Raw genomic sequence first — 13,817 nt, 5'->3', positions numbered from 1 at the left:
CCGCCGGCCCGCTGCCCCGCTGCCCCGCCGTCCCGCCGTCCCGCCGTCCCGCCGTCCCGCCGTCCCGCCGGCCTGCTTCCCGGCTCCGGGGCCCGCTCCTCGGCCCGGGGGCCGCCGCCTGCCTCCCGGGCCGCGGCATCCGGGCCCGCCCCATGGGCACTCCGGCCTCCGCCGCGGCCGCGGCGTGCTCACTCACGGCCGCGGAACCGGTACGGTTACGGGCCCCGGTGGCGCCGGACGGCCGCCTACCGCCGTCACCGCCGCCCCGCCGGCGCGGCAGCCCGCCTCCGCCGCCTCCGCCGCGGACGCGCCCGCCAGGCGGGCCGCGAGGAACCCGCCCGTGAAGGCGTCCCCCGCGCCCGTCGTGTCCACCGGGCGGACGCCGGGCGCCGATACGCGCGCCACCACCCCGCCCGCCCGGGCGACCACCGCGCCCGCGGCGCCCAGGGTGGCCACGACCAGGCCGTGCCGGCGGCTGAGGGCGGCGGCCGCCTCCTCCGGGCCCGACAGGCCGGCCAGCAGGACCGCCTCGTCGGCGTTCGGGAAGAGGACGTCCGCGCCCGCCACGGCCGTCAGGAAGCGGTCCGCGCCCAGCCGCGACACGAACCCCGCCGACGCCGGGTCCACGCTCACCGGAACCTCCCGCTCCCGGGCCGCCGCCATGGCCAGCCGCGCGGTCCGGCGGCTCGTCGGCGCGAAGAACAGGTACCCCGACAGGTGCAGGTGGGCCACCCCGTCCAGCAGTCGCGGGGACCAGTCGGCGGGCGAGAGCCGCACCACCGCGCCGCTGTCGGTCAGGAACGTGCGCTCCGCCCCGGCCCGCCCGTCGACCAGCGCCACCACCGTCGCCGTCGGCGCCCCGTCGTCCCGGACCAGCAGCGGCCGCACCCCCGCGCGGCGCAACGCGGCCTCGTGCCAGGACGCCTCACCGGCGCCCACCCGCGCCAGGAGGCGCACGTCGTCCCGGCCCGTACGCGCCGCCCAGCACGCCACGTTCGCGCCCGCGCCGCCCGGCAGGATCCGGATCCGCGCCGCCGTGTCGGTGCCCGGGGAGAGCGGCTCGTCGTACCGGGCCACCACGTCGATGACCACGTCGCCCACGACGAGCAGGCCGCCCGCCCCACCCGCGCCCCCGCCCGCCGCGACCGCGTCCGCGTGCCCGTCCCCGGCCCTCGGGCCGACGCTCACCGCGTCCCCGCGGACCAGGACGCCGCGATCCGCGCGGCCAGTCGTACGTTGCCGCGCACCGCCGCCAGGTTCGCCTCCAGCGACGCCCCGTCCGTGTGCCGCATCAGGTACTCCAGGAGGAACGGGGTCACCGCCTGCCCCGTGACGCCCCGCTCCCGGCACTCCGCCAGGCCCGCCGCCAGCACCCGGTCGTGCAGGGCCGGGTCCAACTGCTCGGCGGCGCCGACCGGGTTGGCGACGACCAACGCCGCACCCGGCCCGCCCAGCGCGTCCTGCGCGCGCATCACCGCCGCCACCTCCTGCGGCGCGTGCACCGTCCAGTCGACCGGCTCGCCCGACGACGACAGGTAGAAGCCGGGGAAACGATCCGTCCCGTACCCGACCACCCCGACGCCCAGCGTCTCCAGCCGCTGCAGCGTGGCCGGCACGTCGAGGATCGACTTCACGCCCGCGCACACCACCGTCACCCGCGTCCCGGCGAGCAGCCGCAGGTCCGCCGACTCGTCCTGGGTCTCGGCCCACTCCCGGTGCACCCCGCCCAACCCGCCCGTCGCGAACACCCGGACGCCCGCCCGCGCCGCCAGGAACGCCGTCGCCGACACCGTCGTCGCCCCGCTCGCGCCGACCGCCACCGCCGGCGCCAGGTCGCGGTGGCCGAGCTTGCGCACGGCCGGGTCCGCCGCCACGCGCTCCAGCTCCGCCGCGTCCAACCCGACGCGGGGCACGCCGTCCAGCACGGCGATCGTCGCCGGTACCGCGCCCCCGGCCCGGACGAGTCCCTCCAGCTCCACGGCGACGTCCAGGTTGCGCGGGCGTGGCAGCCCGTGCGCGATGATCGTCGACTCCAGGGCCACCACCGGACGGCCGGCGGCGAGCGCCTCCCCCACCTCTTCCGACACCACCACTGCGGTCTTCGACATGCCCCCATCCCTGGCGCGCCGCGGCCGGCCCCAAACCTCGCGCCGCGCCGGGCCCCGCCTCGTACGCTGCCCCCATGCGCACACCGACGGCCCGGTACTTCTACGACGACCTGGCGGACCACTACGACCTGCTGTACGCGGACTGGGAGGCGAGCGTCGCCCGGCAGGGGACGGCCCTGGACGACCGCGTCGCGCGCGTGCTCGGGCCGGGCGCGTACGACGTGCTGGACTGCGCCTGCGGCATCGGCACCCAGGCGCTGGGGCTCGCCGCCCGCGGCCACCGGGTCACCGGCACCGACCTCAGCCCCGTCGCCGCCGCCCGCGCCGCCCGGGAGGCCGCCGCGCGGGGGCTGGCGCTCACCACCGCCGCCGCCGACATGCGCGCCCTGCCGCTGCGTGACGGCGCCTTCGACGTGGTCCTGTGCGCCGACAACTCCCTGCCGCACCTGCTGACCGGCGACGACGTGCGGACGGCGCTGGCGGAGATGCGCCGCGTCCTGCGCCCGGGCGGGCTGCTGCTCGTCACCACCCGCCCCTACGACGAACTGCGCCGCGAGCGCCCCCTCGCCACCCCGCCCTCCGTGACGACGGGTCCGGGCGGGCGGACGGTGAGCTTCCAGCTGTGGCACTGGCACGACGACGGGGAGCGGTACGACCTGGAGCTGTTCCAGCTGCGCCCGGACACCGGCGAGGACCCCGGGGCCGTGGACCGCTGGACGACCGCCGTGCGCCGGGCCACCTACTGGGCGCTCACCCGGGCACAGCTCGGCGGGCTGGCCGCGGAGGCGGGGCTGCACGAGATCGGCTGGCACGACCCGGAGCACACCGGCTTCTTCCAGCCGATGATGACCGCCCGCCGCTGAACCGCCGCGCCGACCGGGCACTTTCCGCCGCCCCGGTCCGCGCCCCGGTCCGCCCCGTCGCGCCGCCGCCCCGGTCCGCCCCGTCGCGCCGCCACCCCGACCCGTCCCGTCGCGCCGCCGTCACCGTCCGGCGCGCCGCCCCGCGCGGGGCCGGTGTCAGAACCGCGCCGCCCCGAGCGGGGCCGGTGTCAGAACAACGGCTCCGGAAGCACCCCTTCCAGCACCAGCAGCCGGCGCTTGGTCTCCAGACCGCCGCCGAAGCCGCCGAGCCCCCCGCCCGCCTCCACCACGCGGTGGCAGGGCACGACGACCGGCAGCGGATTGGCGCCCATGGCCGCGCCCACGGCCTGCGCGGCCCCCGGCTGCCCCACGCGGGCGGCCAGCTCCCCGTACCCGACGAGCGTCCCGTACGGCACCCCCGACGCCAGCTCGCGGAGGACCTGCCGGTGGAACCCACCGGTCAGCGACCAGTCCAGCGGCAGCCGGAACTCCCGCAGGCGGCCCGCGAAATAGGCGTCCAACGCCCGCACCGGCTCGGCCAGCCGCCCCGCCGCCGTCTCCACCGGCTCCGCACCGAGCCGCTCCGCCAGCCGGGCCGGCAGCGTCCGCCGCACCTCGGCTCCCGCGTGGAAGCCCACCGTGACCAGGCCCTCGGCCGTGGCCGCCAGGAGCAGCGGGCCTATGCCGCTGCCGACGACGGCCCACTCGACGGTCCGCCCCCCGTCCCGCACGCGACTGTCCATGCCGCCACGCTATACGCCGCCACCGACAGCCCGGCCCGTGCGCGCACCCCCCTCCGCGGCCCGCCGGAGGCCCGCCCGAGCACCGTCCGAGCCCCCTGACCCCGCTCGTACGTCGCCTGCCCGTCCCCCCGCCGCACCCTGCCCCGCCGCCCGTACGACGCCCGCGGCCCCCGCCCGCGCCCCACGGGGCCCGACCGGCCACCGTCCCCCGGGCGACGGTCCCCCGGAAGACGACCGTCCACCGGCCCGCCCGAAAGGCCGCCGGTCCGCCCGGCCTTCGAGCCGTCCGCCGTCCGCCCGGCCGAGCGGGCGTCACCCGGGTCGACTACCCTCCACGGTCAGGTCCGCGCGGAACGCGAGGGGTGAGGGGCACACGGGTATGCAGGGCACAGTCGACGGATTCAGCCACGGTCTCGTCACTCCCGTGGTCGCCTACCTCATGGCCTGCCTCGGCGGCGCGCTGGGCCTGCGCTGCACGACCAGGGCACTGTGCTTCCCCGGCTCCTTCCGTCCCGGCTGGCTGGCCCTCGGCGCGACGGCGATCGGCACGGGCATCTGGACCATGCACTTCATCGCGATGACGGGCTTCCGCATCGAGGAGGTGCCCGTCGACTACGACGGCCCCGTCACCTTCGCCAGCCTCGTCGTCGCCATCCTCATGGTCGGCGTCGGGATCGTCATCGTCGCGCAGCGGCCCGGCCGCACCGCGATGGCCCTGGGCACCGGCGGGACCATCACCGGTCTCGGCATCGCCACCATGCACTACCTCGGCATGGCCGGCATGCGCCTGCCGGGCCGGCTGGAGTACGACACCGCCACCGTGACCCTCTCCGTCCTCATCGCGGTGGTGGCCGCCACCTGCGCCCTGTGGGCCGCGCTCCACGTCCGCGGCTTCGGGGCGAGCGTCGGCGCGAGCCTCGGCATGGGCCTCGCGGTGACCGGCATGCACTACACCGGCATGGCCGCCGTCAGCGTCCACCTGCACACCGGCGGCACCTCCGTGGCAGCCGGCCACGACGACGCCACGGGAACGGCCACCGGGGCGGCCACCGGGGCCGCGGAGGCCGTCGGCGCCGTGGGCGCGGGGGCCGCGGACGCCGTCGGGGCGCTCGACGCGGCCGTCACCGCCGGCAGCGGCCCGGCCGGAGCGCTCCTGGTGCCCATGCTCGCCGGACCGGCCGTCTTCCTGCTGCTCGCGGGGGTCGTCGTGCTCTTCGACCCCGCGCTCGTCGGCGGCGACCGGGACCGCCGCGCGCCCGCCGACCCGCGCGCCCACCTCCCCGGCATCCCGGCGCCCCGCCACCGCGACGACGGCCGCTGACGGCCCCGGGCCCCGGGCCGGGCGCGACCCCGGATCCCGCGCCGGACCGGACGGCGGACGGAACGGCGGACGGGGCGGGGACCGGAACGGCGGACGGGGCGGGGACCGGGGCGGCGGCGTGATCACCGCCCGGCTGTCAGTGCCGGGTCGTACGGTGGTGTCATGCGGCCCGTATCCAAGATCGAACGCTCGGTGGCGCCCTTCGAGGTCGTCAGCCCGTACCAGCCCAGCGGCGACCAGCCCACGGCCATCGCCGACCTCGAGCGGCGTGTCCGCGCCGGCGAGAAGGACGTCGTCCTGCTCGGTGCGACCGGCACCGGCAAGTCGGCGACCACGGCCTGGATGATCGAGCGGCTCCAGCGGCCCACGCTCGTCATGGCGCCGAACAAGACCCTCGCCGCCCAGCTGGCCAACGAGTTCCGCGAGCTGCTGCCGAACAACGCCGTCGAGTACTTCGTCTCGTACTACGACTACTACCAGCCCGAGGCGTACGTCCCGCAGTCGGACACGTACATCGAGAAGGACTCCTCGATCAACGAGGAGGTGGAGCGCCTGCGCCACTCGGCGACGAACTCCCTGCTCACCCGCCGGGACGTCATCGTGGTCGCCTCCGTCTCGTGCATCTACGGCCTCGGCACGCCGCAGGAGTACGTCGACCGGATGGTCTCCCTCCGCGTCGGCGACGAGATCGACCGCGACCAGCTGCTGCGCCGCTTCGTCGACATCCAGTACACGCGCAACGACCTCGCCTTCACGCGCGGCACCTTCCGGGTGCGCGGCGACACGATCGAGATCTTCCCGGTCTACGAAGAGCTCGCCGTGCGCATCGAGATGTTCGGCGACGAGATCGAGGCCCTCTCCACGCTCCACCCGCTCACCGGCGAGGTCATCAGCGACGACGAGCACCTGTACGTCTTCCCCGCCAGCCACTACGTGGCCGGCCCGGAGCGCATGGAGCGCGCGGTCAACGGCATCGAGCGCGAGCTGGAGCAGCGCCTCGCCGAGCTGGACAAGCAGGGCAAGCTGCTCGAGGCCCAGCGGCTGCGCATGCGCACCACGTACGACATCGAGATGATGCGGCAGATCGGCTCCTGCTCCGGCATCGAGAACTACTCGATGCACTTCGACCAGCGCGAACCGGGCTCGCCGCCCAACACCCTCCTCGACTACTTCCCCGAGGACTTCCTGCTGGTCATCGACGAGTCGCACGTCACCGTGCCGCAGATCGGCGCCATGTACGAGGGCGACGCCTCCCGCAAGCGCACCCTCGTCGACCACGGCTTCCGCCTGCCGTCCGCGCTCGACAACCGCCCGCTGAAGTGGGAGGAGTTCCAGGAGCGCATCGGACAGACGGTGTACCTGTCGGCGACGCCGGGAGCGTACGAGCTGTCCCGCTCCGACGGCTTCGTCGAGCAGATCATCCGCCCCACCGGACTGGTCGACCCGGAGGTCGTCGTCAAGTCCACCGAGGGCCAGATCGACGACCTGGTCCACGAGATCCGGCTGCGCACCGAGCGGGACGAGCGCGTCCTCGTCACCACGCTCACCAAGAAGATGGCCGAGGACCTCACCGACTACTTCCTGGAGCTCGGCATCCAGGTGCGCTACCTCCACAGCGACGTCGACACGCTGCGCCGCATCGAGCTGCTGCGCGAGCTGCGCGCCGGCGAGTACGACGTCCTGGTCGGCATCAACCTCCTCCGTGAGGGCCTCGACCTGCCGGAGGTCTCCCTCGTCGCCATCCTCGACGCCGACAAGCAGGGCTTCCTGCGCTCGGGAACCTCCCTCATCCAGACCATCGGACGCGCGGCGCGCAACGTCTCCGGCCAGGTCCACATGTACGCCGACACGATCACCCCGGCGATGGCGCAGGCCATCGACGAGACCAACCGCCGCCGCGAGAAGCAGATCGCGTACAACACCGCCCACGGCATCGACCCGCAGCCGCTCCGCAAGAAGATCAACGACATCGTCGCCACCATCGCGCGCGAGGAGGTCGACACCGAGCAGCTCCTCGGCACCGGCTACCGCCAGACCAAGGACGGCAAGGGCGCCAAGGCCCCCGTCCCCTCGCTGGGGAACGCCGCCCGCGCCGCCAAGGACGGCGGCAAGGCCGGCAGGAGCCGGGCGGCGGCCCCGAAGGGCGCGCTGACCAGCGACCGCCCCGCCACCGAACTGGCCGGGATCATCGAGGAGATGACCGAGCGGATGCGGGCCGCGGCCGCGGACCTCCAGTTCGAGGTCGCGGCACGGCTGCGCGACGAGGTGAGCGAGCTGAAGAAGGAGCTGCGGCAGATGAAGGAGGCGGGCATCGCCTGACGGGTCGCCCGCGGCGGGCGCGGCGGCCGGGCCGCGCATGCCGCCGCCCGCTGTGTTGCAAGACCGACACAAAAGGGGGAAGCGGCCTGATGCGGTGTCGCGGCCCCGCATAGGGTGCTGGGAAACCGCACCCCACATCGAGGGCGGCCGCGGGGAACGCTACAGAGAGGGGTCAGCGCGTGTCGGTCAACTTGACCAAGGGCCAGGCCATCAGCCTGCAGAAGAGCGATGGGGGGACCCTGTCCGCGGTGCGGATGGGGCTCGGATGGCAGGCGGCGCCGCGCCGCGGTCTGTTCGGCTCGCGCACCCGCGAGATCGACCTCGACGCGTCGGCGGTGCTCTTCGCCGACAAGCAGCCGGTCGACGTCGTCTTCTTCCGCCACCTGGTGAGCGACGACGGCTCGGTCCGCCACACCGGGGACAACCTGGTCGGCGGCGCGGGCCAGGGCGGCGACGACGAGGCGATCCTCGTGGACCTCCAGCGGGTCCCGGTCCACATCGACCAGATCGTCTTCACGGTCAACTCCTTCACCGGCCAGACGTTCCAGGAGGTGCAGAACGCCTTCTGTCGCCTGGTCGACGAGACGAACGGCCAGGAGCTGGCCCGCTACACCCTGGACGGCGGCGGCCAGTACACCGCGCAGATCATGGCGAAGGTGCACCGCACGGGCGGCGCCTGGAGCATGACGGCGATCGGCGCCCCGGCCAACGGCCGGACGTTCCAGGACCTGATGCCGGCGATCCTGCCGAGCCTGTAGTCCGCCCGGGTCCGCGAGCGGATCCGTCACCACCCGCAGCTCCCGGAGGCACGAGCCCCCCGGGAGCTGCCACGCATCCGCAACCACCGAGGGGACGACAGGCGATGACGGCCGAGCTGGTCCGGGGGCAGAACCACCCGCTGCCCGAGACCCGACTGGAGGTACGGGTGTCGTCCGGCGTGCCGCTGGTGGCCGCGGCGTCGCTGGTGGACGCCGACGGGACCGTCGCCGGGCCCGAGCGGTTGGCCCACCCGGGGGCGCCGTGCCTGCCGGGCGTCGAGGTGTCGCGGCAGGCGGCCGCGGAGCACCGGCTCGCCGTCGACCTGGACGCCCTGCCCGCCGACGCGCACCGCGTCGCCGTCCTGCTCGCCCTTCCCGTCGGCACGGGTGGGCCCGGCCGGTTCGGGCTCGTGGCGGCGCCGTTCGTCGCGGTCACCGCCCTCGACGGCGCCGAGGTCGTCACGTTCACCCTCACCGGTCTGGACCCGGAGTCCGCCGTCGTCGCCGTGGAGCTCTACCGCCGCCAGGGCGCCTGGAAGGTCCGCGCCGTCGGCCAGGGCTACGCGGGCGGCCTCGCGGCGCTCCTGCACGACCAGGGCGTCGAGCGCGCGGCCGACGTGGCGGCGGCCGTCCACGACGCCGTGGCGGGCGGCCTCGACCGTACGGTCGCGACGCCCCCGCCGCGAACCCCCGAGGGGGACAGGGCGCGCCGCGACACGGCTCCGCTGGCCCCCGCGGGCGCCCCCGCGACGCCCACCTCGCCCCCGTCGCCCCACGGCTCCCAGCCGCCACACGCGTCCACCGCCCCGCCGGCGGGGCGGACGGGACCGGTCGGCGCGCCCGTCTCCGCCGGCCCCGTCGACTACACGCACCCCCGCCGGCAGACCACCGCGCCCCCGCCGCCGCCTCCGACCGCCCCACCGGCCACGCCCGGCGCGCCCGCCGCACCGGTCGCCGGCGACGCCACCGGCTGGTCGATGGAGGAGCGCCTGTACAACCAGGTCTGGGGCATGTTCGAGGACCTGGCCCGGGCGGTCGCCGCGTACCGCAGCGCCGTCGATTTCGCCGAGTCCCGCATGGACCAGGAGCTGGAGCACGCCCTGTCCGACCCGCGCAGCCGCATCGGCGGCGCCGGCGACGCCGCCCGAGCCGCCGCGCGGGCCCGCTGTGAGGAGCTGACCGACCGGGCCAAGGCGGCCCTCGACCGCGACCTCGCCCAGCTCGCCGCCGAGTCCGCCGTGGTGGAGCCGGCGCTGCCGCCCGCGTTCGCGCGCTGGGAGGACCCGTCCTGGCTCGCCTACCGCGTCCCCATGGAGGTCCCGATGGCGCTGCGCCTGGGCGACCTCCACCTGCCCGAACGCCCCGAGCTGCGCGTCCCGATGCTCGTCCGGCTTCCCCTGGAGCGCGGACTGTGGGTCGACAGCGGCCGCCGCGCCTCCCGGGAGGCCCTGTTCCTCGACGAGGGCCGGCTGCGCCGCCTCGCCCTCGACACGGCCGTCGCCCACGCGGCGCGGCTGCTCGCCGTCCACCCGCCCGGCGACTTCACCGTGCGCGTGATCGACCCGGCGGGGGCCGGGGCGGCCGCCTTCGCCCCGCTGACCGCCGCGGGTGTGCTGGCGGAGCCGCCGGCCGCCGGACCCGGGGGAGTGGCCACGGTGCTGGCCCGCCTCACCCAGCGCGTCGACCTGGTGCAGATGGCCGTGCGCGGCGGTGCCGGGGCCGACGCGCTCCCGCCGGAGCTGGACACCGCCCAGCAGCTGCTGATCGTCAACGACTTCCCGCACGGCTTCGACGACCGCGCCGTCACCCAGCTGCGCTACCTCGCCGACGAGGGCCCCGCCGTGGGGGTGCACCTGCTGATGGTCGCCGACCGGGAGGACGCCGACGCGTACGGGCCGGTGCTGGACCCGCTGTGGCGCTCGCTGCTGCGCCTGACGCCCGTGCCGGACGACCATCTGGCCGATCCGTGGGTCGGTCACGCGTGGACGTACGAGCCGCCGCTCGTGCCCGGGGGCGGCGAGGTGCTCCACCAGGTGCTGGCGCAGGTCGCCGCGGCCCACCGCGCGTGGCGCCGCTGAGCGTCACCCATCCCCGCCACATCGGTCCCCACCTGCGGACTTGGCGTCTCCTTGACCGTGCTCTTTACCTTCGCTTGGTGTTTCGTGTACGGTTCTTTTACGCGGAGGGGAGTACTCCCACACTGCGGCGTGCCCGTCAGTACGGACGGTCGGACAGAGACCTGGTCCCGGGGCGCCGGCCCGGCCCGTCCACCCGATCCCTCGGGTGACGCCCGGGTGGAAGAGACCTCCGGCAGCGACGACGCTGATCAGTAGCCGTACGACGCCGGAGGCGCAGTGGACGTTTCGTTCAACTTGTGGGTGGTGACCGTTCTCGGTCTCATCGCCCTGATCGCGGTCGACTTCCTCATCGGGCGCAAGCCCCATGACGTGTCGATCAAGGAAGCCGGAATCTGGACGGTCGTCTGGATCGTCCTGGCCGTCCTGTTCGGCCTCGGCCTGCTGTTCTTCGGGGACAGCCGCTCGGCCGGCGAGTTCTTCGCCGGTTACATCACCGAGAAGTCGCTCAGCGTCGACAACCTCTTCGTCTTCGTCCTCATCATGGCGAAGTTCTCGGTGCCGTCCCACCTCCAGCAGCGGGTGCTGCTGATCGGCGTGCTCATCGCCCTCGTCCTGCGCGCGATCTTCATCGCCGCGGGCGCCGCGATCATCGCCAGCTTCTCGTGGGTCTTCTACATCTTCGGCGCCTTCCTGATCTACACCGCCTGGAAGCTGATCAAGGAAGCCTCCTCGGACGAGCCCGACGAGGAGTACGAGGAGAACCGCCTGCTGAAGTCGATCGAGCAGCGCTTCGGCGTCGCCGACCGGTACCACGACACCAAGCTCTTCCTCCGGGTCAACGGCAAGCGGGTCCTGACGCCGCTGATGGTGGTCATGCTCGCCATCGGCACCACGGACGTGCTGTTCGCGCTGGACTCCATCCCCGCGATCTTCGGCCTGACGCAGGACCCGTACATCGTCTTCACGGCCAACGCCTTCGCCCTCATGGGCCTGCGGCAGCTGTACTTCCTCATCGGCGGTCTGCTGCGGAAGCTGGTCCACCTCAGCTACGGCCTGTCCGTGATCCTCGGCTTCATCGGCGTGAAGCTCATCCTCCACGCCCTGCACGAGTCCGGGGTGCACGTCCCGGAGATCTCCATCCCGGTCTCCCTCGCCGTCATCTGCGGCGTGCTGGTCATCACCACCATCACCAGCCTCGTCGCCTCCCGCCGCAAGGCCGCCGCGGAGGAGGAGAAGTCCGTCAAGGTCCGATGACCGCACCCCGGTGACCGCACCACCGGCCGGGCCGCCCGCGCGCCCCGGCCGGTGGCACGCGTCAGCGGCCCGGGTGGGCGGCGCGCACGGACGACGCGCACGGACGACGCGCGCGGACGACGCGCGTGCACGGCCCCGTTCGACGGCCGCGCCCTCAGACCACCGCGGGCTCCTCCGCCTCCTGCGCGCCCGCCCGACCCGAAGCCACCGCGGCCGGCAGGGTCTCCGGCAGCAGCGCGAAACAGCCCAGGCTCAGCAGGGCGATCCCGGTCAGGTACGCCGCCACGCCCCACGGCGGCCCCGCCCGGCCGGACACGGCCGTCGCCACCATCGGGGTCAGCGCCCCACCGAGGACACCCGCCAGGTTGGTACCCCAAGGCCGCACCCGTGCACCGCACCCTCGGCTCGTACAGCTCCGGCAGGTACGCGGCGACCACCGCGAACATCGTCACGAACGCCAGCAGCGCCCCCAGGATCCCCGCGAACATCAGCACCGGCCGTGCCGTGTGGAGCAGACCCGCCATCGGGAACATCCACAGGGCGCTCGCCGCGCACCCGGCCAGGCACATCGGCCGCCGCCCGTAGCGGTCCGCCAGCAGCGCCACCAGCGGCGTGAGCGCCCCCTTCACCGCCACCGCCGCCATGACGCACGCCAGCATGACCGTCCGGTCCACCCCCAGCCGCGAGCCGGCCCATGGACGGCCCGTCCGGGGGCGCCGACGCGGACGGCGGGAGGTGACTCTGGCGCATGCCGCGCCAACGGTGCGGCGCGCGCCCCGGTCACGGGGCGCGCGGAGGCGCGGGACGCGGTCCCGCGCGTCTCACCAGCCCCGTGCGCGCCACTCCGGGAGCTGCGGGCGCTCGTCGCCGAGCGTGGTGTCCCTGCCGTGGCCCGGGTAGACCCAGGTCTCGTCCGGGAGGGCGCCGAAGAGCTTCGTCTCCACGTCGTGGAGCAGGCCGGCGAACGCCTCCGGGTCCTTGTGGGTGTTGCCCAGGCCGCCGGGGAAGAGGCAGTCGCCGGTGAAGACGTGGGGGTGGCCGTGCGGGTCGTCGTAGACGAGGGCGATCGAGCCCGGCGTGTGGCCCTTCAGGTGGCGCGCGGTCAGCTCGACGCGGCCGACCCGGACCGTGTCGCCGTCCTCGACCAGGACGTCGGTCGGGACCTCGATCCCCTCGGCGTCGTACCGCCCCGCGTACGTGCGCGCGCCCGTGGCGGCGACCACCTCGGCCAGCGCGTACCAGTGGTCGTGGTGGCGGTGGGTGGTGACGACGGACGCGACGCCGTCGTCACCGATCAGCCGCAGCAGGGTCCGCGGCTCGTTGGCCGCGTCGATCAGCAGCTGCTCGCCGGTGGCCCGGCAGCGCAGCAGGTACGCGTTGTTGTCCATCGGACCGACGGCGACCTTCGAGATGATCAGGTCCGTCAACTCGTGCACGTCCGCGGGTCCGCCGACCTTCACCGCTCCGCTGTACGTCATGGGATCACCCTATAGCGGGGGCAGGGCCGGGAGGGGGCCGTCCGAGACCTTCAGCGCGGAGCCGTCGCGGCGGCCCGCGAGCCAGCCGAGGAGGTCCGCCGCGGCGCCGCGCACGGCGACCGGTCCGCCGGCCGCGCCGCCGCCCGTCGTCCAGGTCCGGCCGTCGTCGGCGGTGAGCGTGACCGGGGGGACGTCCGGGAGGCCGGAGAACCGGGCCGCCAGGAAGTCGATCTCGCGCTCGGTGAACGCGTCGGGCAGGTCCTCCAGCTCGTAGCCGACACCCAGGTCGACGTGGTGCAGCTCGACCTCGGCGAGGCGGCGGAACGGCACCCGCGCCGCCCGGTCGGTCACGCCGTTGCGGAGCTCGACCGTGCGGCCCCAGTCCGCCGGGGCCTCGCCCTCGGCGCGGAAGCGCGCGGCCGACGTCCGCAGGTCGTCCAGCTGCTCGGCGAGCGGGCGCGGGGCACCGCGCTCGATGTCGGCGTCGCGCACCTCGGCGCTGGGGTACATGGGGCGGCCCTGGAGGACGTTCACGAGGGCGTCCGCGTTGCGCGCGAGGTGGGTGAGGACATGTCCGCGGCTCCAGCCGGGAAGACGGGAGCCCTCCGCGACGTTGGAATCGTCGAGTGCCGAGACCGCGGTGAGCAGCCGTTCGGTCGCCTCCTCCACGGAGGCCAGGTCATGGGCGTGGTCGATCATGCTGCTGACAGTAGCGCCACCACCCGTTCGGGTGAAGGTGACTGAGCGCGGACCTAAATCGAATGTGCGTGCTATACGCTCGGTGGAGGCATCCTTGGAAGTCAGGCCTTCATCCACCTGACGGCCCCCATAGGCTGGATCAGTCTGGGACGGGGGCCAGTGCCCCCGCTTCTCTCAAGAAAGGTGCGGACCCGGC

Annotated in this window: 11 protein-coding genes and 1 pseudogene; 6 read left to right on the top strand and 6 right to left on the bottom strand. The window is 74.9% G+C overall.

The features are described from left to right. Nucleotides 1-192: 192 nt before the first annotated feature. Both NRO40_RS06565 and NRO40_RS06560 read right to left on the bottom strand, forming a co-directional pair. Nucleotides 193-1,110, bottom strand: coding sequence for a carbohydrate kinase family protein (locus NRO40_RS06565; RefSeq protein ID WP_058945282.1), 918 nt, complete (start codon nt 1,108-1,110; stop codon nt 193-195). 74 nt (nt 1,111-1,184) lie between these two features. Then, on the bottom strand, nt 1,185-2,108 hold the full coding sequence (locus tag NRO40_RS06560) for a pseudouridine-5'-phosphate glycosidase (RefSeq protein WP_058945276.1): 924 nt from the start codon (nt 2,106-2,108) through the stop codon (nt 1,185-1,187). Nucleotides 2,109-2,182: 74 nt separating this feature from the next. Between NRO40_RS06560 and NRO40_RS06555 the strand changes: the two genes are divergently transcribed. Further along, nucleotides 2,183-2,971, top strand: coding sequence for a class I SAM-dependent methyltransferase (locus NRO40_RS06555; protein ID WP_058945275.1), 789 nt, complete (start codon nt 2,183-2,185; stop codon nt 2,969-2,971). Nucleotides 2,972-3,159: 188 nt separating this feature from the next. Here the strand turns inward: NRO40_RS06555 and NRO40_RS06550 are convergent, their stop codons facing one another. Further along, nucleotides 3,160-3,714, bottom strand: a complete 555-nt coding sequence (locus NRO40_RS06550) for a methylated-DNA--[protein]-cysteine S-methyltransferase (protein ID WP_058945274.1) — start codon at nt 3,712-3,714, stop codon at nt 3,160-3,162. A gap of 379 nt (nt 3,715-4,093) precedes the next feature. On the opposite strand from NRO40_RS06550, the gene NRO40_RS06545 reads away from it, so the two are divergent. The 5 genes from NRO40_RS06545 to NRO40_RS06525 all read left to right on the top strand — a co-directional run bounded on the left by NRO40_RS06545 (nt 4,094) and on the right by NRO40_RS06525 (nt 11,444). Beyond that, the gene (locus tag NRO40_RS06545) at nt 4,094-5,035 is read left to right on the top strand and encodes an MHYT domain-containing protein (protein WP_058945273.1); all 942 of its coding nucleotides are present in this window, start codon (nt 4,094-4,096) and stop codon (nt 5,033-5,035) included. Nucleotides 5,036-5,197: 162 nt separating this feature from the next. Further along, complete coding sequence (uvrB, locus tag NRO40_RS06540) at nt 5,198-7,354, top strand: excinuclease ABC subunit UvrB (protein WP_257375349.1); 2,157 nt, start codon at nt 5,198-5,200, stop codon at nt 7,352-7,354. A gap of 179 nt (nt 7,355-7,533) precedes the next feature. Next, nucleotides 7,534-8,112, top strand: coding sequence for a TerD family protein (locus NRO40_RS06535; RefSeq protein WP_058945506.1), 579 nt, complete (start codon nt 7,534-7,536; stop codon nt 8,110-8,112). A 104-nt stretch (nt 8,113-8,216) separates the two neighbouring features. Beyond that, nucleotides 8,217-10,190, top strand: a complete 1,974-nt coding sequence (locus NRO40_RS06530; RefSeq protein ID WP_058945507.1) for a TerD family protein — start codon at nt 8,217-8,219, stop codon at nt 10,188-10,190. A 276-nt stretch (nt 10,191-10,466) separates the two neighbouring features. After that, entirely contained in the window at nt 10,467-11,444 is a 978-nt protein-coding gene (locus NRO40_RS06525; protein ID WP_257375348.1) for a TerC family protein, read from the top strand. Between the two features lie 154 nt (nt 11,445-11,598). Here the strand turns inward: NRO40_RS06525 and NRO40_RS06520 are convergent. The 3 genes and pseudogenes from NRO40_RS06520 to NRO40_RS06510 form a co-directional block, all read right to left on the bottom strand. Continuing rightward, nucleotides 11,599-12,127 (bottom strand): annotated as a pseudogene (locus tag NRO40_RS06520) (MFS transporter); the annotation flags it as partial. 138 nt (nt 12,128-12,265) lie between these two features. After that, nucleotides 12,266-12,922, bottom strand: coding sequence for an MBL fold metallo-hydrolase (locus NRO40_RS06515; RefSeq protein WP_058945372.1), 657 nt, complete (start codon nt 12,920-12,922; stop codon nt 12,266-12,268). A gap of 9 nt (nt 12,923-12,931) precedes the next feature. Beyond that, nucleotides 12,932-13,621 carry a maleylpyruvate isomerase family mycothiol-dependent enzyme gene (locus tag NRO40_RS06510; protein WP_058945373.1) on the bottom strand — a complete coding sequence of 230 codons (690 nt, stop codon included), beginning with the start codon at nt 13,619-13,621 and terminating at the stop codon, nt 12,932-12,934. Nucleotides 13,622-13,817: the final 196 nt, after the last annotated feature.

This window comes from Streptomyces changanensis, from assembly GCF_024600715.1.
Taxonomy (GTDB): Bacteria; Actinomycetota; Actinomycetes; order Streptomycetales; family Streptomycetaceae; genus Streptomyces; species Streptomyces changanensis.
The sequence above is the reverse complement of the archived record's forward strand: the minus strand, read 5'-3'. Positions and strand labels throughout refer to the sequence as shown.

Bases quoted from the DNA above. Each gene is read 5' to 3' on its own strand.
- NRO40_RS06560 (WP_058945276.1), bottom strand. From the start codon at position 2,108: ATGTCGAAGACCGCAGTGGTGGTGTCGGAAGAGGTGGGGGAGGCGCTC.
- NRO40_RS06555 (WP_058945275.1), top strand. From the start codon at position 2,183: ATGCGCACACCGACGGCCCGGTACTTCTACGACGACCTGGCGGACCAC.
- NRO40_RS06550 (WP_058945274.1), bottom strand. From the start codon at position 3,714: ATGGACAGTCGCGTGCGGGACGGGGGGCGGACCGTCGAGTGGGCCGTC.
- NRO40_RS06545 (WP_058945273.1), top strand. From the start codon at position 4,094: ATGCAGGGCACAGTCGACGGATTCAGCCACGGTCTCGTCACTCCCGTG.
- uvrB (WP_257375349.1), top strand. From the start codon at position 5,198: ATGCGGCCCGTATCCAAGATCGAACGCTCGGTGGCGCCCTTCGAGGTC.
- NRO40_RS06530 (WP_058945507.1), top strand. From the start codon at position 8,217: ATGACGGCCGAGCTGGTCCGGGGGCAGAACCACCCGCTGCCCGAGACC.
- NRO40_RS06515 (WP_058945372.1), bottom strand. From the start codon at position 12,922: ATGACGTACAGCGGAGCGGTGAAGGTCGGCGGACCCGCGGACGTGCAC.
- NRO40_RS06510 (WP_058945373.1), bottom strand. From the start codon at position 13,621: ATGATCGACCACGCCCATGACCTGGCCTCCGTGGAGGAGGCGACCGAA.